At 42.8% G+C, this 17,906-nt stretch carries 20 protein-coding genes; 11 read left to right on the forward strand and 9 right to left on the reverse strand.

The window, feature by feature from the left end; translation table 11 throughout:
* Both RB622_RS14275 and RB622_RS14280 read left to right on the forward strand, forming a co-directional pair.
* A complete protein-coding gene (locus tag RB622_RS14275; protein ID WP_308047237.1) occupies window positions 1-174 on the forward strand; it encodes a hypothetical protein in 174 nt (57 codons plus the stop codon).
* Window positions 174-494: a BclA C-terminal domain-containing protein gene (locus RB622_RS14280; protein ID WP_308047238.1), complete on the forward strand. Its 321-nt coding sequence runs from the start codon at window positions 174-176 to the stop codon at window positions 492-494. The genes RB622_RS14275 and RB622_RS14280 overlap by 1 nt, the downstream gene beginning before the upstream one ends.
* A gap of 306 nt (window positions 495-800) precedes the next feature.
* Here the strand turns inward: RB622_RS14280 and RB622_RS14285 are convergent, their stop codons facing one another.
* The 3 genes from RB622_RS14285 to RB622_RS14295 form a co-directional block, all read right to left on the reverse strand.
* The gene (locus RB622_RS14285) at window positions 801-1,043 is read right to left on the reverse strand and encodes a hypothetical protein (protein WP_308047239.1); all 243 of its coding nucleotides are present in this window, start codon (window positions 1,041-1,043) and stop codon (window positions 801-803) included.
* Window positions 1,044-1,599: 556 nt separating this feature from the next.
* Window positions 1,600-2,037: an Rrf2 family transcriptional regulator gene (locus RB622_RS14290; protein WP_308047240.1), complete on the reverse strand. Its 438-nt coding sequence runs from the start codon at window positions 2,035-2,037 to the stop codon at window positions 1,600-1,602.
* A gap of 113 nt (window positions 2,038-2,150) precedes the next feature.
* Window positions 2,151-2,606 carry a DUF1569 domain-containing protein gene (locus tag RB622_RS14295; RefSeq protein WP_308047241.1) on the reverse strand — a complete coding sequence of 152 codons (456 nt, stop codon included), beginning with the start codon at window positions 2,604-2,606 and terminating at the stop codon, window positions 2,151-2,153.
* Between the two features lie 362 nt (window positions 2,607-2,968).
* Here RB622_RS14295 and RB622_RS14300 point away from each other — a divergent pair, with 362 nt between their 5' ends.
* Window positions 2,969-3,322, forward strand: a complete 354-nt coding sequence (locus RB622_RS14300; RefSeq protein WP_308047242.1) for a DsrE family protein — start codon at window positions 2,969-2,971, stop codon at window positions 3,320-3,322.
* An 18-nt stretch (window positions 3,323-3,340) separates the two neighbouring features.
* On the opposite strand, the gene RB622_RS14305 is transcribed toward RB622_RS14300, so the two are convergent.
* Entirely contained in the window at window positions 3,341-3,814 is a 474-nt protein-coding gene (locus RB622_RS14305) for a hypothetical protein (protein ID WP_308047243.1), read from the reverse strand.
* Between the two features lie 253 nt (window positions 3,815-4,067).
* Here RB622_RS14305 and RB622_RS14310 point away from each other — a divergent pair, with 253 nt between their 5' ends.
* The 3 genes from RB622_RS14310 (at window position 4,068) to RB622_RS14320 (ending at window position 8,378) form a co-directional block, all read left to right on the forward strand.
* A complete protein-coding gene (locus RB622_RS14310) occupies window positions 4,068-5,303 on the forward strand; it encodes a nucleoside recognition domain-containing protein (protein WP_308047244.1) in 1,236 nt (411 codons plus the stop codon).
* A 112-nt stretch (window positions 5,304-5,415) separates the two neighbouring features.
* Window positions 5,416-6,912 carry a TolC family protein gene (locus tag RB622_RS14315; RefSeq protein ID WP_308047245.1) on the forward strand — a complete coding sequence of 499 codons (1,497 nt, stop codon included), beginning with the start codon at window positions 5,416-5,418 and terminating at the stop codon, window positions 6,910-6,912.
* Between the two features lie 65 nt (window positions 6,913-6,977).
* On the forward strand, window positions 6,978-8,378 hold the full coding sequence (locus RB622_RS14320) for an efflux RND transporter periplasmic adaptor subunit (protein WP_308047246.1): 1,401 nt from the start codon (window positions 6,978-6,980) through the stop codon (window positions 8,376-8,378).
* Window positions 8,379-8,542: 164 nt separating this feature from the next.
* Here the strand turns inward: RB622_RS14320 and RB622_RS14325 are convergent, their stop codons facing one another.
* Complete coding sequence (locus RB622_RS14325; RefSeq protein ID WP_308047247.1) at window positions 8,543-9,025, reverse strand: DUF456 domain-containing protein; 483 nt, start codon at window positions 9,023-9,025, stop codon at window positions 8,543-8,545.
* A gap of 232 nt (window positions 9,026-9,257) precedes the next feature.
* Between RB622_RS14325 and RB622_RS14330 the strand changes: the two genes are divergently transcribed.
* Complete coding sequence (locus tag RB622_RS14330; RefSeq protein ID WP_308047248.1) at window positions 9,258-10,475, forward strand: saccharopine dehydrogenase family protein; 1,218 nt, start codon at window positions 9,258-9,260, stop codon at window positions 10,473-10,475.
* Between the two features lie 91 nt (window positions 10,476-10,566).
* On the opposite strand, the gene folB is transcribed toward RB622_RS14330, so the two are convergent.
* The 3 genes from folB to RB622_RS14345 form a co-directional block, all read right to left on the reverse strand.
* The gene (gene folB / locus RB622_RS14335; RefSeq protein ID WP_308047249.1) at window positions 10,567-10,917 is read right to left on the reverse strand and encodes a dihydroneopterin aldolase; all 351 of its coding nucleotides are present in this window, start codon (window positions 10,915-10,917) and stop codon (window positions 10,567-10,569) included.
* Window positions 10,918-10,923: 6 nt separating this feature from the next.
* The gene (locus RB622_RS14340) at window positions 10,924-11,913 is read right to left on the reverse strand and encodes a DivIVA domain-containing protein (RefSeq protein ID WP_308047250.1); all 990 of its coding nucleotides are present in this window, start codon (window positions 11,911-11,913) and stop codon (window positions 10,924-10,926) included.
* Window positions 11,914-12,015: 102 nt separating this feature from the next.
* Entirely contained in the window at window positions 12,016-12,918 is a 903-nt protein-coding gene (locus RB622_RS14345) for a WD40 repeat domain-containing protein (protein ID WP_308047251.1), read from the reverse strand.
* Window positions 12,919-13,153: 235 nt separating this feature from the next.
* On the opposite strand from RB622_RS14345, the gene RB622_RS14350 reads away from it, so the two are divergent.
* A complete protein-coding gene (locus RB622_RS14350) occupies window positions 13,154-13,789 on the forward strand; it encodes a 4'-phosphopantetheinyl transferase superfamily protein (protein WP_308047252.1) in 636 nt (211 codons plus the stop codon).
* A 7-nt stretch (window positions 13,790-13,796) separates the two neighbouring features.
* Here the strand turns inward: RB622_RS14350 and RB622_RS14355 are convergent, their stop codons facing one another.
* Entirely contained in the window at window positions 13,797-14,633 is an 837-nt protein-coding gene (locus tag RB622_RS14355) for a transglutaminase-like domain-containing protein (protein ID WP_308047253.1), read from the reverse strand.
* Window positions 14,634-14,847: 214 nt separating this feature from the next.
* Between RB622_RS14355 and galE the strand changes: the two genes are divergently transcribed.
* From galE to rfbA, 3 genes are all read left to right on the forward strand, one after another.
* The gene (galE, locus tag RB622_RS14360; protein ID WP_308047254.1) at window positions 14,848-15,867 is read left to right on the forward strand and encodes a UDP-glucose 4-epimerase GalE; all 1,020 of its coding nucleotides are present in this window, start codon (window positions 14,848-14,850) and stop codon (window positions 15,865-15,867) included.
* Entirely contained in the window at window positions 15,864-16,919 is a 1,056-nt protein-coding gene (rfbB, locus tag RB622_RS14365) for a dTDP-glucose 4,6-dehydratase (RefSeq protein ID WP_308047255.1), read from the forward strand. The genes galE and rfbB overlap by 4 nt, the downstream gene beginning before the upstream one ends.
* Before the next feature lie 81 nt (window positions 16,920-17,000).
* Complete coding sequence (rfbA, locus tag RB622_RS14370) at window positions 17,001-17,867, forward strand: glucose-1-phosphate thymidylyltransferase RfbA (RefSeq protein WP_308047256.1); 867 nt, start codon at window positions 17,001-17,003, stop codon at window positions 17,865-17,867.
* Window positions 17,868-17,906: the final 39 nt, after the last annotated feature.

Below are 17,906 nucleotides of genomic sequence, written 5' to 3' on the forward strand. Positions count from 1 at the left end.
TTGAGCGAAACGAAACAGGAACTGGCCCGGCTAAGGAAAGAACTCCGCGACACACAACTTGAACGAGATATATTAAAAAAGGCTGTCGGCGGTCCACCGCGCGGCATTTATCCACTGGTAATCAGAAGCATGAGCAGAAAAGGGAATTGCCGCGGCGGCGGACCGTTGGGATAATGCGGTTGCTGAGAGCTTTCGCTTCGGGTGTCACGATTAACAGCACTAATACCGTCATTACTATTGCCAATGCCGGCCGTTATCAGATATCCTATCGATTAAACACAACGGCTAGTCTGCTGATCTCCAGCAGAATTTTGTTAAACGATTCATCCCTCCCGGGTTCTATTGTTTCTCCGTCAGTTTCCATAAACAGCTTTCAGTCCGGCGTAATTACAAATGCAGAAGCGGGATCAACAATTAGCCATCAGCTCTATGGAATCCTCGGAGCAGCGGTACTGGCCGGAGACGCGTATGTTTCAATCATTCGGCTTCAATAATGTGTTTTGATATTAATCACCCGAATAAAAAAGCGGCATCTTAACCGCTGTTTCACCCGGAGTTATCGTTTTCCAGAACATAGCTCTGAGTGAAATAAATTAGGAAATTATTTCACAGATGTGGGCTCAGAATTTTTTAAGCATAACTGCTAGAGCTAAATTTACAGGTGGTAATTACCCGTTTTGTTAAAAATTCTACATCAGGCAACAAAAAAACCGAGCACTTAACGACTGAAAACAACTTCAATCTTCCGGTACCCCCCGGGCCTTACAAAAATTCTAAAAGCTTACTCGTCATTCACACATTTACACCAGTATCACATCACTTGGCACGGCATCGTCATCATCCCCACCCGCATGGACGGCATATTCCAACGCCAATTTTTTCCCGGTAACATCGGCTTCTTCCAATAACTCAAAAACCCGGCGTTCGCCAAGCATCAACAGCGCCTGAAACAGAACACAGGCATAACGATACTCCTCACTTCCAACACCTTTCTCCTTCGCTAAATCGTTGTACTTACCAAACAAATCCTTTCCTTTTCCCATAACTATCAGATTATAAACCTTTTTTATTTTTACAATAAAGTTTAGAAATGTAATCTTATCAAAAAAATCCCTGTTTCGCCGGTTAATCAATGCGCCTTGTCTCCACGAGTCCCGAAGATGATTCACGAAATCTATCCTCTGCAACTGCTCAAATCGGTCTTAATCTATGGAATTTTTCTATTCTTACAGCCTGGTTATCTTGCTTTCGTTTCCTGTCTGTCTCAGATAGCAATACCTACTACCTGTTCGATTTTTTATAAATATCCTAAATTTTCTCACAATTTATATAAAACATGTCCAAAAAATCTTGCGAAAGTAATTTTCAGGCCACCGCTACGTTAACGTTCATCTTGACATCAGACTATAAATCCAACCTAAAACCCAATCCTATATACGTCAAAAAAAAGGTAATTTTCATTGTATTAAATTAGCAGTTTTGTCCAATATTCAATCGTGTAAAAATAAAATATAGCGCTGTTTATAAGTTACTTAATAAAACAAATTTCTCAAAATTGTTTTATTAAGTTCTAAACACAATATCGATCCGGTTCGGCGCTTATCTTTCCTTAATGAAACTCAATCCTGCATTAAGGCTTTTATTGAAATCTCCGATCGTGGCCGAATGCAGCGTTACTTTTATTTTGTCACGGATGATTTTGAACTCCGAGTGCAATGGGCATGGCTTACTTTCGGAGCAGTTTTTGAGCCCCAGCCCACAACCTGTAAATATCCTGTCGCCGTCAATAACCATCACGATGTCAGCCAGAGATTTTTGACGGGCATCCTTATTGATATAAAATCCGCCGTTTGGCCCCTTAGCCGATTGCACGATTTCCCGTTTGCTCAGATCCTGAAGAATTTTCGCGATGAAATGAACCGGCGAGTCAATACCTGCGGCAATTTCCTTAATCCCTACCTTTGTTCCGTCTTCCGACTTCTGGGCAATATAAATCACCGCTCTGATTGCGTACTCGCACGTTTTGGAAAAAACCATTCCTCTTTGGATTTTTTTACAAACTTAGTTATTCTAAGAACCAAATAAAAGAGTTTTTTCTCTTCTAAAATTGGTTATATATTTCATTGCCAACCGGTTTACCCGTCTCAGCCTTACACCCCAAATTGGGTTAAGTGGTGGTCCAGGTGTTTATAAAACATATTATTCCATTCAGTACAGCTCAGTTTCCCAAATGAATGTGATTCCCTGTCCTTAAAATAGCTTTTGCCCAATTCCTGCGTTTTCTCAATATAAGCGATCAACCTTTCCTTTTCAATCTGAAAATCTCTTTCGTCAGTAATGAGAAAATCCGGTGCAGTCCGGTTATTCCTTTTATACGCGGTTTCGTTTACGACCGTGTTTTTAACCATGTTTTTAAGGATCAGCTTCATTAAAAACCCCGGTGGTTTATATTTATTTTCATATACGTATTCATACGAGACGCAGCAGTGCGCAAGCATTTGCGCTACATTCATTTTCCCCCAAATGGGCTGGGTATGACTATCCAGTTTTTCAATCCGGTTAATTACTTCGCGGGAAACTGCCTTACAAAAGATATCAGGAAGCATTTTTTTCTTATTAAAAGTATAACATTCAGTTAGGTTATTCAAATACCTGATCAGAGCCTATTTATCCAAAAATATCGTAAATTATTTACAAAATAACAACAAAACTTTTCGCCGCTTCTCCGGATCGTTTTGCATACTGAAAAGGATAACATCAGGAAAATTCCTAAAAAGAATAATTCTGTTGGGACTGATCCGTGTAATCATCAAAGAGCAGTATCCGGGAGATTGCTAAAATCCGTATTTTTAATCTCGTAAGGAAACCTGAAATTGACAAATATTTCAGGCGAAACACCAATTCATTGCCTGAACCGGGAATTATCAAAAAAATCATTTACCTTAATTGTATAAGTAACGATATCCTGATGAATGCTTACAAAGCGATAATCCAGTTAACATCTCCCGAGCCCAAAGTTTACAAAAGTACGATCAGACAGATTTTCAATCTGCTTGATTATTTCAATGACAACGTACAAGTGAAAATCGTATGCCACGGCGCTTCGGGGCCATTTTGTCTTAAAGACCAGAATCCTTTTACCGAAGAAATCGTTGCCCTGCTTCGAAAAAACGTAAAAATTGAAATCTGTAATAACATGCTGATTTCCAACAATATCCTACCGAAGGATCTGATAGCGGGAATTGAAATCATACCATCGGGCATTGCCGAACTGGTGATCCGGCAACAGGAAGGATGGAGTTATATCAAGGCAGGATTTTAAGATCAACGTAAAAACCAACTATTTTGCCCGCACCACGCTGCGGCCATATCCCTTGGTTTGCTTGATTTTCAACTGATCACCGATCACTTCCACCCTTTTAAATTCTTTAAACGCGCCGTCCTTATCCAGAAAACCAATGATGCAGGAAAGTTCCTCCTCTCCTTTTTCAATTTTCACCGTGGGCTGAATCCCAAAATTCGGCACAGTTAAATGATCATCAGCGTCCAGTTCCTTGTATTTTATTTTAACCTTATACTTAAAAGTTTCCTCCGTTTCGAACACGTCTACGGCAAACTTCCAGTCATTCAGGTTATCCTTATCTTTTACGACTTCGCTGTAACTGGCAACGGCGGCTTTACTTACCACTTTTCTGACCGTCGGAATGGTATCATTTAATATGGTCATTGAAGACTCCTTCTTTCCTTCCGTCTCCTTCGTTTTGTTGCAGGAAAATAATAAAACAAGGGATAACAGGTAACAATACTTTTTCATAGCCAGGGATTCAATTCAGAAATATTTGAAGTGGAAGATAGGGAATGAATCTTGAAAATCATCTCAAAACCGGATTAAGATTACGTAATCCTAAAAATTTGAATAAATCCGCAAATGATTTACACATGTCCGGCAAATCCGGATGGCGCCCGTCACATGATTACTGCTTTCTCAGGAATTTAATTTATTTTCGACCTCAAAAATATTCCGACCCGCTTTCGGCTTTCATTTTGATAAACCACTACCTCATCTAATGGCCCTTAATTATATTTTCATTGCGTTTTTTGCAATTGCCTTCTTCGTTGCCCTGACTAAATTTATCCTTTTTGGCGATACAGAAACGCTAAAACTGGTTGTAGAAGGAATTCTTAGCGCTTCCAAAGTTGCGGTGGTGGACATTGCTTTGCCACTCGCCGGGGTTATGACGTTTTTCCTTGGGATATTAAATGTGGGCGAAAAGGCAGGGGCTATCAATATTCTTGCCAGAATTATCGGACCTTTTTTCAGCAAACTCTTCCCTGAAATCCCTAAAAATCACCCGGCGAATGGTCAGATGATCATGAATTTTGGCGCCAATATGTTAGGACTTGACAACGCGGCCACACCTTTCGGACTGAAAGCCATGCAAAGCCTCCAGGAACTTAACCCCAGCAAAGACACAGCTTCCAACGCCCAGATCATGTTTCTGGTTTTGCATACATCCGGTCTTCAGATCATTCCGTTAAGCATCATTGCACAGCGTGCCATCCTGGGCGCTACTGACCCGTCTGACGTTTTTATCCCCTGTGTGATCGGAACTTACATTACCACGGTCGTCAGTTTGATCATCACCGCCGCCTGGCAAAAAATAAATCTTTTTAACCGCACCGTTGTGATCGGTCTGGGTGGCGTTACAGCCGTTCTTGCACTTTTGCTCTGGTACCTGACCGGTTTGCCTAAAGAACAAATTGAGACGATTTCGATCGTGGTCGGCAACTCGCTGCTGCTTTTCATTATCACTTCTTTTTTGCTGGGAGCGCTTTACAAAAAGGTGAATGTCTTCGACGTCTTCATTGAAGGTGCCAAAATGGGCTTTGAAACTTCTGTTAAAATCATGCCTTATCTGGTTGGTATGCTCGTTGCAATCAGCGCGTTCCGTACCTGCGGCGCTATGGATTATTTACTGAACGGCCTTCGGTATGTTATCATCAGCTCAGGTATCAACAGTGATTTTACCGATGCCTTGCCGGTGGCTTTGATGAAACCACTAAGCGGCAGCGGAGCCCGTGCGCTGATGATTGAGGGAATGACAAAATTCGGCCCTGATTCCTTTGTAGGAAGGCTGGGTTGCATTTTTCAGGGATCAGCGGACACTACATTGTATATCGTAGCGCTTTACTTCGGATCGGTTGGTATCAAAAACTCCCGCTATGCCATTGTAGTTGGCCTTATTGCCGACTTAATCGGTGTGCTGGCCGGGATCTGGCTGGGATATTTATTTTTCCACTAAATCAAAATATTGTAAAATACCCATTTACCTACTTATGCAACCGTCCGTACTAAATGGATGGTTGTTTTTTATAGCATCATGTAATATTGAACATCTAACACAGTATGGACATATGATAAATTCGTTACAGAAATCTGCATTTATAGCCATGATGGTTTGTGGACTCGTTTTGTTCCAGTCGGCTTACGGGCAGACAACGGCTCCTCCAAAAGCAGAAAACACGTATTCCCTTGAAGACTGTATCCGAATCGCGCTGGAATCCAATCCTCAGCTTAAACAGTCTGAATTACAAGTTCAGACCAACGGAAATACCTACGAGCAGTCGCGCTGGCAGCGTTGGCCGAGCCTGAATTTCAGTGCCGGACAGGGATTCAGTTTCGGCCGTAACATTGACCCCTTTACCAACCAGTTTGTTCAGCAAAATATTAGCCAAAACAGCTTTCAGCTTGGTGCGAGTGTAGTCCTGTTTAACGGATTCCAGACTAAAAACAATATTGTCAGAAATGACATCAATCTAAAGGCCAGCCAGAAAGACCTGGATGCGGCACGTAACGATCTGATGCTGAACGTGGCTTTATCCTATCTTCAGGTAATCAGCAACGAAGAACTCATTGAAGTGGCCAGGCGCCAGGTAGATGCTTCGAACCTGCAGGTGGAACGCACAGCCAAACTGGTAGCCGCCGGCACGCTGGCAGAAAGCAACCTGCTTGACCTTCGTGCACAGCTGGCAAACGATGAACTTTCACTTGTCAACGCGGAAAACAACCTGGAAACCGCAAAACTTAATCTGAAACAATACATGAACCTGCCGGGTGCCAATCAGATTAACGTCGTAAAAATACCGGTTGCCGACCCGACACTTCAGGCTTACGATGCGACAATTCAGGAAATATACGAGACAGCAATGACCAATCTGCCACAGATGAAAGCAGCGAATCTGCGTGTTGAATCTGCTAAAAAATCAATCGAGATTGCACGGGGTGTAGCCATGCCGACGTTATCGTTAAACGGCGGATTCAGTACGGCTTTTTCAAGCGCTGCGCCAAAGGAAAGATTCGTTGCCAACGGAACGGGAAGCACAACCTATGACATTCCGTCTACAACTTCTTACGTAAGTTACGGCGGTGTAACAGTCCCGGTTATTGAGAAAATTACGACGCCAAACGGAGCGATTCAGCATTTCGGATACCTCGACCAACTGAACTTTAACAGAAACCCTTCTATCAGACTGAGTTTGAGTATTCCTATTTTCACTAATTTCCAGGTAAAATATAATGTTGCCAATGCCAAAATTCAGCAAAAAAATACGGAGTATCAGGCACAGCAGGTTCAGCTGACCATCCGTAAAAATGTGGAACAGGCATATATTGACATGAATAATTCGGCCAAACGTTATTCGGCAACGGCCAATCAGGTGCGGGCCTTAACGGAAGCACACCGTGTCGCGCAAGTGCGCTTCGATGTGGGCGCGATCAATTCGGTTGAGTACAATATTGCGAAAGCGAATCTGGACCGGGCCAACAGCAACCTGATCCAAACAAAATATGATTACGTGTTCAGAACAAAAATCCTCGATTTTTACATGAACCGTCCCTTGTCTGATTTCTAAATTTAATTGATACGGAGTTTCTGATATCATAAAAAATATAACAACCGTAAACCAAATAATGCATTATGGCGCGTAAATCTTCAAAAGGAATATGGTGGATTGCAGGAGGTATTGTTGTACTTCTTATTGCCGGGTTAGTCGGTGCAAAACAGGCCGGGTGGATTGGGCAGCCAAAAGCCACCGAAGTAGAATTTACCAAAGTAAAGGAAGCTGACATCATTGAGCGCGTAAGCGCGTCCGGAAAAGTACAGCCAGAAGTGGAGGTTAAGTTAAGCCCGGACGTTTCGGGAGAGATCACCAACTTGTACGTTGCCGAAGGCGACTCGGTTGTGAAAGGCCAGCTTTTGTTAAAGATACGTCCGGATAACTACGAGTCGTTAATGGCCCGCGCCCAGGCTGCTGTCAATTCCAGCAAGGCAAACCACGAGCAGACTAAAGCGCTGGTTTTGCAGGCAGAAGCCCGTTTGACACAATCAAAACTGATTTTTGAACGAAACAAAAAGCTATATAGCGATAAAGTTATCTCAGCCTCGGATTTTGAGCAGTTCAGTTCTAATTATGATATAGCGAAACAAGACCTTTCTTCTTCGCAGGCTAATGTTTCGGCAGCCGTATTCAATATCAAAAGCGCAGAAGCCAGTCTTCGCGATGCCGCTGAAAACTTGCGTAAAACGACCATTTTCGCACCGGTTAGCGGAATTGTTTCTTTACTTAATGTAGAAGTCGGTGAACGTGTGGTTGGTACCTCGCAAATGGCAGGAACTGAAATGATGCGTATTGCCAACCTGAGCAACATGGAAGTTCGAGTGAATGTGAATGAAAACGACATTGTACGTGTAACACTGGGCGACACGGCTGAAATTGATGTGGACGCTTACAGTGCCTCAGGACGCAAGTTTAAGGGTGTCGTAAAAGAAATTGCCAACACCGCCGCCGGACTCGCCTCTTCGTCATCCACTGCCCTGAGCAGCGCCTCTTCTGATGCGGTAACGGAATTTGAAGTGAAGGTAAAAATCCTTAACGAGTCATTCAGTGACTTAATGGCTCAGAAGAATAAAAAATCCTATCCGTTCAAACCGGGTATGACTGCTTCGGTGGAAATTACGACGGAAAGAAAAAACAAGGTTATTTCCGTTCCGATCGCAGCGGTAACGACACGCAGCAACACACCGGCTCCTGATGAAAAAGATAAAAAACCGGAAAGTTCACAACCCGAAAAACCAAAGAAAGAGGAAGCTATCAAAGAAGTTGTTTTTGTAAGAGTGAACGGAAAAGCAGAAATGCGTGAGGTGAAAACGGGTATCAGTGACTTCGAAAATATCGAGATTTTATCCGGTCTGAAAAACGGTGACGAAATAATCTCTGGTCCATATATTGTTGTGTCTAAAACACTGAAAAACGGAGACTTAGTTGAGTTAAAGAAAAAAGAAGTGAAAAAAGACGAAAAAAAATCAAATGAAAACTAGAACGGTTACGTTACAACTATGTAATAAGTTCGATTTAGTTTAGGTTAAAAAGAAATCCTTGCGGCTTTGCTGCAAGGATTTTTTATTTGGCCCTTGCTATTTCAATCAAAAACTCTCGAAGTGGCCCAGGAAATAATTCACATAACTAACTGTAAATATTACAGTTATACATTACCCCAGACTTCAATAACTGCATAACCAATCATTATCAGACAAAGGATTACCTTCATCACAATGCCGGTCAGGAAACCGACAAAGGAACCAACCGCAGATTTCAACGCACTTTTGATTTTTGAGCCGCCTATAAGTTCTCCCAGCAACGCGCCCAAAAACGTCCCAACAAACATTCCTATGGCCGGGATAAAAAAGAACCCAACCAGCAAACCGAGCGTTGCGCCAATGGCCCCATAGCGCGTTCCACCAAATCTCTTCGTGCCCCAGATCGGTATGTAATAATCCAGCACAGCAATCACAATGGTTACAAACCCCAAACTATACAATACGGTATTGCTGAACTCGGCAAATTTGCTGATGTGTAAAAGGATAAGTCCGGCAAAACTCAGCGGAGGTCCGGGAAGCGGAAGAATAGCGCCGGCCAAACCGGTTAACAAACAGGCAATACCGGCAACAAAAAGCAAAATATCCATGGTGGGTCGGTTAAATTAATAATGAATTAACAAAAAAACATTTGGTCGTCCTATCTTTGCGGTTGAAAAGACGATTCGTCCGGAATGTTGTGCTTTTGCATAAACCGATCTGAGCCTTATCGTTAGAAATTTGGGAGCAAGTCGTTATCCGGCACGGACCATTCAGGATTCTTTGCAGATAAAACTGACTCACTTATTCAAACATTCACCCAATTATTCATTAAAAAAACACATGTCCAAAGTTCTTATTATTGGTGCCGGCGGCGTCGGAAGTGTGGTGGCGCATAAATGTGCATTGAACAGCCATGTATTTACAAGCATCATGCTAGCCAGCCGTACAAAATCAAAGTGCGACAAAATAGCTGGTGAAATCAAGGAAATGCACGGAGTTGATATCGAAACGGCACAGGTTGATGCTGATATCGTTGCTGAAACTGTGATGCTTATCAAGCGCTTCCAGCCAAAATTGCTTATCAATGTTGCCCTTCCTTATCAGGATCTGACGATCATGGAGGCTTGTCTGGAAACAGGAGTGCATTATTTGGACACCGCCAATTACGAACCAAAAGATGTTGCCAAATTTGAATATAGCTGGCAATGGGCATATCAGCAGCGCTTTAAAGATGCTGGCTTGATGGCTTTGCTGGGTTGTGGTTTTGACCCGGGCGTTACCCAGGTTTTCACTGCTTATGCCAACAAACATTATTTCGATGAAATGCATTATCTGGACATCATCGACTGTAACGCCGGTGACCACGGAAAAGCATTTGCTACCAATTTCAACCCGGAAATCAATATCCGCGAGATCACTCAGCCAGGCCGCTACTGGGAAAATGGAGAATGGGTTGAAATAGAAGCCATGTCGATTCATAAACCCATCGAATATCCTGGAATCGGGCCGAAAGAAAGTTATGTGCTTTACCACGAAGAACTTGAATCGCTGGTAAAAAACTTCCCAACCTTGAAACGTGCGCGCTTCTGGATGACATTCGGACAAGCGTACATCACGCACTTAAACGTGCTTGAAAACGTGGGCATGACGAGTATCAAGCCGATTAAATTCAACGGAATGGATATCGTTCCGCTGGAATTCCTGAAAGCAGTGCTTCCTGCTCCTGATTCGCTGGGCGAAAATTATTCAGGACAAACTTCAATTGGCTGCCAAATCAAAGGGATTAAGGACGGTGAAGAAACCACTTATTACGTTTGGAATAATTGTGACCACGCCGCATGTTACAAAGAAGTGAAAGCGCAGGCTGTAAGCTATACAACAGGTGTTCCGGCGATGATCGGTGCCATGCTGATGCTGACCAACGAAGAGTGGATGAAGCCAGGTGTTTGGAACTGCGAGGAATTAAACCCGGATCCATTCATGGCGCATTTAAATACACAGGGCTTGCCGTGGAACGAACAGAATAACGTTTCGCTTCCGCACGAATATCCTGCATAAGGAAAAATAATAAATAAAGAGCAAATGCTCTAAAGCCGGAGAAGTCAAGTTTTGGAAACGGGGACGCCCAGTCTTGACTTCTCCTTTAAACTCATCCTTCCATCGTAATCGTAGCCCGGGTGCAAACCCCTCCTATCGGCGGATTAAACTTGGATACCCGCACAATCACCTGCTGTACATCCGGATAATGTTCCCTCACGCTGGCAATCACCTTGAAACCGATATGTTCCAATAACTTGGCCGGTTCCTGCATCACTTTTGCCGCGATCTGATATAATGTTTCATAGTTAACCGTCGCACTTAACTTATCCTTCACCGCAGCCTCTATGAAATCAGTATTGATTGTGATATCCAGCGCATATTTATTACCAATTCTCTGCTCTTCGGGATAATAACCGTGGTAAGCAAAAAACTCTAACCCTTCTAATGAGATCGTACCCAATGTAAATTATATTTGGTCAAAAAATGATCCGCCTGTACTTTTGGGCAAAACCGGTTCCTGAGATTTCTCCTTAAACGTATTTTGAGCTTCACGGGGTGATGCAGTTTCACGCGCTCTTTCGGCAGACTTATGCATTTCAGCCAAAGCTTCCGTAGCCGCATCCGCCGCACTCAGTTCTTCTTTTTTCGCAACAGGTTCCGGCTCCTCTTCAACGACGGCTTCAACCACGGGTAAAATTTCCTCTTCAACCAATTCTATCTCTTCGGCAGCCGGTTCTTCTATCCGTATTGCTTCTTCTTCCGGCGCTGAAACGATTTCCAGGGCAACATCCGGAACTATTTCTTCCTCAGTTTCTGTAAGTTCTTCCTCAACAGGTTCAGGAGCGACATACTGACTAATCGGAGTTCCTTTTTTAGGGATTTCAATCTCAGCCACATGTTGCTTGATCTCTTCCATCTTATTCAGAACAGACTCCTTGTCATATTTATTTTCGAAACGTCCAACGGTTTCAATCGTGTTATTAGCCAGGGACGAAAGCTGTACGACCAGATTGTCTCTGAAATTTTCAATAGCGCGGAAATCACGCTCCTGATTTTTAATTTCAAGTGCAAAATCTTCTTTAAATTTCTTCAGACGGTTCTCCGTTTCCAGGATGACCTGATTCGTCCTTTGCTCCGCCTCTTCAATCATGCTGTCGGCTTTTACCTTCGACTCCTCAACCCTTTTATCAGCCGCCTCAATCGCCTCTTTTTCAATCTGTCTGCTGACATCCTCCGCGGATTTAAGCGTACGAAAAAGTGTTGATTCGATATCTTTTAATTTACTAAGTTCCTTTTCTGCATATTCCAACTGCATTTTCAGCATGCTGTTCTCACTCGAAAAGCGCTCCCATTCCTGCGATAAAGAGTTAAGAAATGCATCAACTTCATCAGGATTGTAACCTCTGAAAATTTTTTCAAACGTATGTTTACGTATGTCTATTGCCGAAATTTTCATGATGGATATATGCTTTAATTTTTAATTCGTAACAGTCGTCTAAGATAAAGACATATCCTGTACATTTCAAAGTATTTGCTACAATTACACTTTTAAGCCATATTATATGGCTACTTCCCAAACGGAGATCATCCGGTCGTCACTGCACGATACCAGCTGATTTTCATAGTCTGTCCAGAGCAATTTATTGACCGAAGTAGCATGCCCCGCAAGCCTCGACCGGTCAATAATTTTTTTCAGCCTGAATGTCTCCGCGTCCCATAACTTAATGGACTTGTCCATGCTGCAGGTGGCAAAAAATTTCCCATCCGGACTGAACGTCACATGATTCACCGCATACATGTGTGCCGCGATGTCTGTTACCGGCGCATAACCGCTATTGACATCCCAGATTTTCAGGTGCGCATCACGACCGGTTGAGAAAAGATAATTTCCATCCGGAGCATATTGAACGGAAAAAACAGAATTTGTGTGTGCGGAAATTGTCTTTTTTAATTTAAAACCTTCAAAATCGAAGATATGAACATTAAAATCACTGTCGCCCACTGCAAATTCTCCCGTGCCAGGATTCACAGCAATGGACCTCACACTGTTGTTGGCCACCTTGATATATTTCTGAATGGCGAGTGAGGCCACGTCCATCACGGCAATTACGCCATCACCCAAAGCAAGCAATGCCTTATTATCCCAGATCTTGATATCAAAAATCTGGGATGCGGTCACCTTTGACGAATATTCTATTTTATTGTTAACGGTGTCCAGCACCTGAATCCCTTCAAAATTTTGTCCTATCCAGAGAAATTTGCTGGCCTCGTCAAAACACAGCGCATAAACCGAAACACCTGCGCGCGCGACCAGTTTGCCCAGATCCGGTTTTTTCAAATCCCATTCAATCACAAAACCATCACCGCCCGCAGAATAAAAGCCATGGGATGAATTATTAGAAATAATTGTATAAACGCTGTCGCGATGACCGGAAAAAGTGTCTACTTTGCGAATAATCATTTTTGGATAGCTCTTAGCAGCTAGCTATTGGCGGTTAGTATTGGGCAATTAAAAATTACTGGTAAATAAACCATTAAATTGCCTTTGTAAATTTAAATAAATATCGGGACGTTATCTTACGATCAAATAAGTCGCTGGAAATTAATCCCCTTTAAAATAACGATAACTGGTCAGCGCAAACTAAAGGTAATGCCCCGCAGCAAAAAGCCTGGACCGAATCTTAAACAGAATAATTATGCCCCTCGTTCATTCCGAAAAGATTGAAGAGACTAGTACCCTGCTACTCTGGAAACTGACAGAAACCGAAGATGAACTTCATACGATTTTAGGTTCTTCCTATAATTCGGAAGACCTTGACACCATTTCCCATCCACAAAAACAACGTGAATGGCTGGCCAGCCGTCTGCTGATTAAAATACTCGTTGAACAATTCGGGCTTCTATATGAGGGCACCCACAAAGATGAGCATGGGAAGGCTTTTTTGGTCAATAACGCTTCGCACATTTCAATCACACACACCTTCGACTATGTTGCGGCAGTGATCAACCCTTCCGCACCGGTTGGCATCGATATGGAAAAGACTGATCCCAAACTTCAGAGAACCTCCAGAAAATATCTTTCGGAACCGGAATTTACGCACGCCGAAAACGAACTTGCCACACTCTGCATGTATTGGTGCGCCAAGGAGGCGATCTACAAATTATACGGAAAAAAGAAAATTAGCTTTAGAAATTCGATTTATATCCAACCGTTTACGAAATCGCAACGCCTTATCCAGGGCATCCTGACAGACGACGAGGAAGACCTTCAGATCAATTCTCCAATCCATATCCGCTGGTTCGAAGATTACTGTCTGGCCGTGTCTGTTTAAATATCGCCTAACTTTCCAGCGTCGACCGGAGAATATCTTCTACCTCCTTGATTTTTTCCTGCTCCCCTGTTTTTTCGTAAGATAAAATCAGGTTCCGCAGCACACGCTGGATAATTTCCAGGTTTGTACAAGGATGATAAAAAATCTCTTTCGGCTTGATATTCAACTGCGCGATATAGTGGTCAATATCGGTTTTAGAGAAAATGATTCCCCGGTTGAATACATTGATATAAAATTGTGTATTGTCGCTTTTATAGGTCAGCACAAACAAGTTTGGCAGGTTTACCCCATAAACGGGCAACCCGAGTTTTCTGGCGATCAGCAAATAAATCACACATAATGTGATCGGGTTGCCCCGGCGGTTTTCCAACACCACATTGATCATTGAGTTCGACGGCGAGTGAAAACTCTTGGTATTGGCCGCAAAATTCATCGCCCCAAAAAAGATGCTGTTGATCCGTTTGATCTGGTCAATCGGGTTCATTTCCTCCTGAAACTGTATCCAGATATCATAGTAAAGCTGCTCAATCGTAGTTTTCAGATTATCCAGCGAAAGTTCAGGATAATGATACGTCGACAGTATCCACATACCTTCCAGTAAATCCAGGCCGCCACCATTTTTCCAGGCCTGTAACCTTTCATTCATGATGTTTAACTGAAGCTCATGAATAAGCTCTTCCAGTTTACGCTGAAGGATTGGGTTAAAGCTTTCCTCCCATTCTGTTTCCAGAAAAGGGATCACGTTTCCTCCTAATGATAAGATCTTCCCCTCAACGTGCTGAGTTACTTCATGATCTTCGTCATCAAGTAAGGATATCAGCGCTTTTATTTCTCTCTTGTTCATTTTCTGTCGAATCAGCTTTTAACAACCAACGGATAAATAAAAACATTTTTTTTTTATGGACGTCAAATTTTCTACTTTTGCCCGGAAAAAATTTGTGTTTTGAAGCCTGGTTTTACAATAAATATCGCTTTAAAATTCAGTTTTTGAAAGCGAAAAATGAAACTTTTCAAAACAATTCACATACTGGCCACCTATTCTTTTTAAGAGCATTCCTATGAAAATTCTTGTTACCGGCGGAGCCGGTTTTATAGGTTCACATACCGTTGTAGAACTGCATGAAGCCGGATTCGAACCTGTTATTCTTGATAATCTCTACAATTCAAATCGCGAAGTACTCAACGGAATTAAAGGCATTACGGGAAAAGAATTTCCCTTTTATGAGATTGATTGCAATGATATACAGCAGGTACGAGCTGTTTTTGAAAAAGAAAAATTCGACGGCGTTATTCACTTTGCAGCCTACAAAGCGGTTGGAGAATCCGTTGACAAACCACTCGATTATTATGAGAACAACATTTTTTCGCTCGTTACCTTATTAAAGGTCATGAAGGAATACAATGTTGATAAATTTGTCTTCTCTTCGTCCTGCACCGTCTACGGACAGCCTGATGCGCTTCCGGTTACTGAAACCACACCGCGTAAACCCGCTACTTCTCCATACGGCAATACCAAAGCCATGGCAGAAGATATCATCAGGGATCATGTACATGCAGCGCCGGGTATCAAAGCAATTTCTCTGCGTTATTTTAACCCGATCGGGGCGCATAAAACTTCATTAATCGGGGAATTGCCTAATGGCGTGCCCAGCAACCTTGTGCCCTTTATCACACAAACCGCCGCTGGCCTGCGTAAGTCACTGACTGTTTTTGGCAATGATTATGATACGCCCGATGGAACCTGCGTACGCGATTTCATCCATGTGGTTGATCTGGCAAAAGCGCACCTGAAAGCACTTATTTTGCTTGATAGCCAGACAGAAAAAAATTATTATGACATATTTAATGTGGGAACAGGTCAGGGATACACCGTTCTTGAACTGATCAATACATTTGAAAAAGTTACCGGCGTAAAGCTTAATTATTCAATCGGACCACGCAGGGAAGGTGATGTAGAAAAAATTTATGCGCAGTCGGATAAAGTAAATTCCATTATGAAATGGAAAGCAGAGAAAACAATGGCAGATGCACTTCTTGATGCATGGAATTGGCAATTAAAAATTACTCCCAAACAATGAAAAAGATATTAATTACCGGTGGAGCCGGTTTCATAGGATCACACGTCGTTCGCAGATTTGTTGTACACCACCCGGAATACCACATTTACAACCTGGATGCCCTAACTTATGCAGGTAACCTGGAAAACCTGCGTGATGTTGAAAATGCGCCGAACTATACTTTTGTAAAAGGAGATATCGTTGACGCAGCCTTTATCGACAAACTGATTTCGGAAAACGATTTCCATGGAATTATTCACCTGGCGGCAGAAAGTCATGTGGATCGCTCCATTTCCGACCCGATGTCATTTGTGATGACGAACGTCGTAGGAACCGTCAATTTGCTTAATGCGGCGCGTAAAGCCTGGAAAGATAACCTGGCTGATCACCGGTTCTATCATGTTTCGACCGATGAGGTGTATGGTGAACTGCACGATCCGGGGACTTTCTTTACCGAAACAACCAGTTACGATCCACGTTCTCCGTATTCGGCATCAAAAGCTTCTTCCGATCATTTTGTAAGGGCTTACCAGAATACCTATAACCTTCCGGTTGTTATTTCAAACTGTTCGAATAACTACGGACCAAATCATTTCCCGGAAAAACTTATTCCGTTGATGATCCACAACATCTTGCAAAGCAAGCCGCTTCCTGTTTACGGGAAAGGGGAAAATGTTCGTGACTGGCTTTTCGTGGAAGATCACGCCATTGCGATCGATACCATTTTCCATAAAGGTAAAAACGGCGAAACTTATAACATCGGCGGGCATAACGAGTGGAAAAACCTTGATCTGGTTTTGCTTTTGTGCCGCGTGATGGATAAAAAACTAGACCGTGCGGAAGGCGAAACAGAAAAACTGATCACCTACGTAACAGACCGCGCCGGACACGATCTGCGTTACGCGATCGATGCCACCAAGCTTTCAGAAGAACTGGGATGGAAACCATCCCTTCAGTTTGAAGAAGGACTGGAAAGAACGGTAACCTGGTATCTTGAAAATCAGGATTGGTTAAATAATGTTACATCCGGCGAATACCAGAAATATTACGAAGGAATGTACGCAGCCAGATAATCGTTTGGGGTGGTTTTCAGTTTTTCAAAACCGCTCCAAACTACTAAGAACACCAACTATACAACCATCGAAAGTTAACAAATGAAAGGAATTATTTTAGCTGGTGGATCCGGCACAAGGCTTCATCCGCTTACATTGGCCGTCAGCAAGCAACTTATGCCTGTTTATGACAAGCCAATGATTTATTACCCTCTGTCCATATTAATGCTGGCCGGGATTCGTGAAATCCTTATTATTTCCACCCCGCATGACCTGCCTCATTTCGAAAAATTACTGGGTGACGGAAGCCGTTTGGGCTGTGCCATCAGTTATGCAGTGCAGCCAAGTCCGGATGGACTTGCACAGGCATTTATTATTGGTGAAGAATTTATTGGCAATGATAAAGTAGCATTGATCCTGGGCGATAATATTTTCTATGGTTCTGGTCTTTCGCAGTTGCTTCAATCCAATAATGATCCTGAAGGCGGCGTTATTTTCGCATACCAGGTCCATGACCCTGAACGTTATGGTGTAGTTGAATTTGATAAAGATTTCAACGCGCTCTCGATCGAGGAAAAACCTGAAACGCCAAAGTCGAATTACGCTGTTCCCGGATTATATTTTTATGACAATCAGGTTGTTGAAATTGCAAAAAATATCCCGCCATCACCACGTGGCGAATTGGAAATAACAGATGTTAACCGCGTTTACCTTGAAAAAGGCCAGTTAAAAGTGGGTGTTCTGAACCGCGGAACAGCCTGGCTGGACACGGGAACATTCCAGTCACTGATGCAGGCCGGACAATTTGTTCAGGTGATCGAAGAGCGCCAGGGATTGAAAGTAGGCTGTATTGAAGAGATCGCTTACCGGATGGGCTTCATCACAGCCGACCAGCTGAAAGAAATCGCCAAACCGCTCGTTAAAAGTGGTTATGGCAAATATCTGGAGGGACTTGTTGCCCACCTGTAATTTTTTGAAATGAGCGGTTGGTATTGAGAAAGAGTAAAT

The sequence above is a fragment of the Dyadobacter sp. LHD-138 genome, assembly GCF_030929615.1.
In the GTDB taxonomy this organism is placed as follows: Bacteria; Bacteroidota; Bacteroidia; order Cytophagales; family Spirosomataceae; genus Dyadobacter.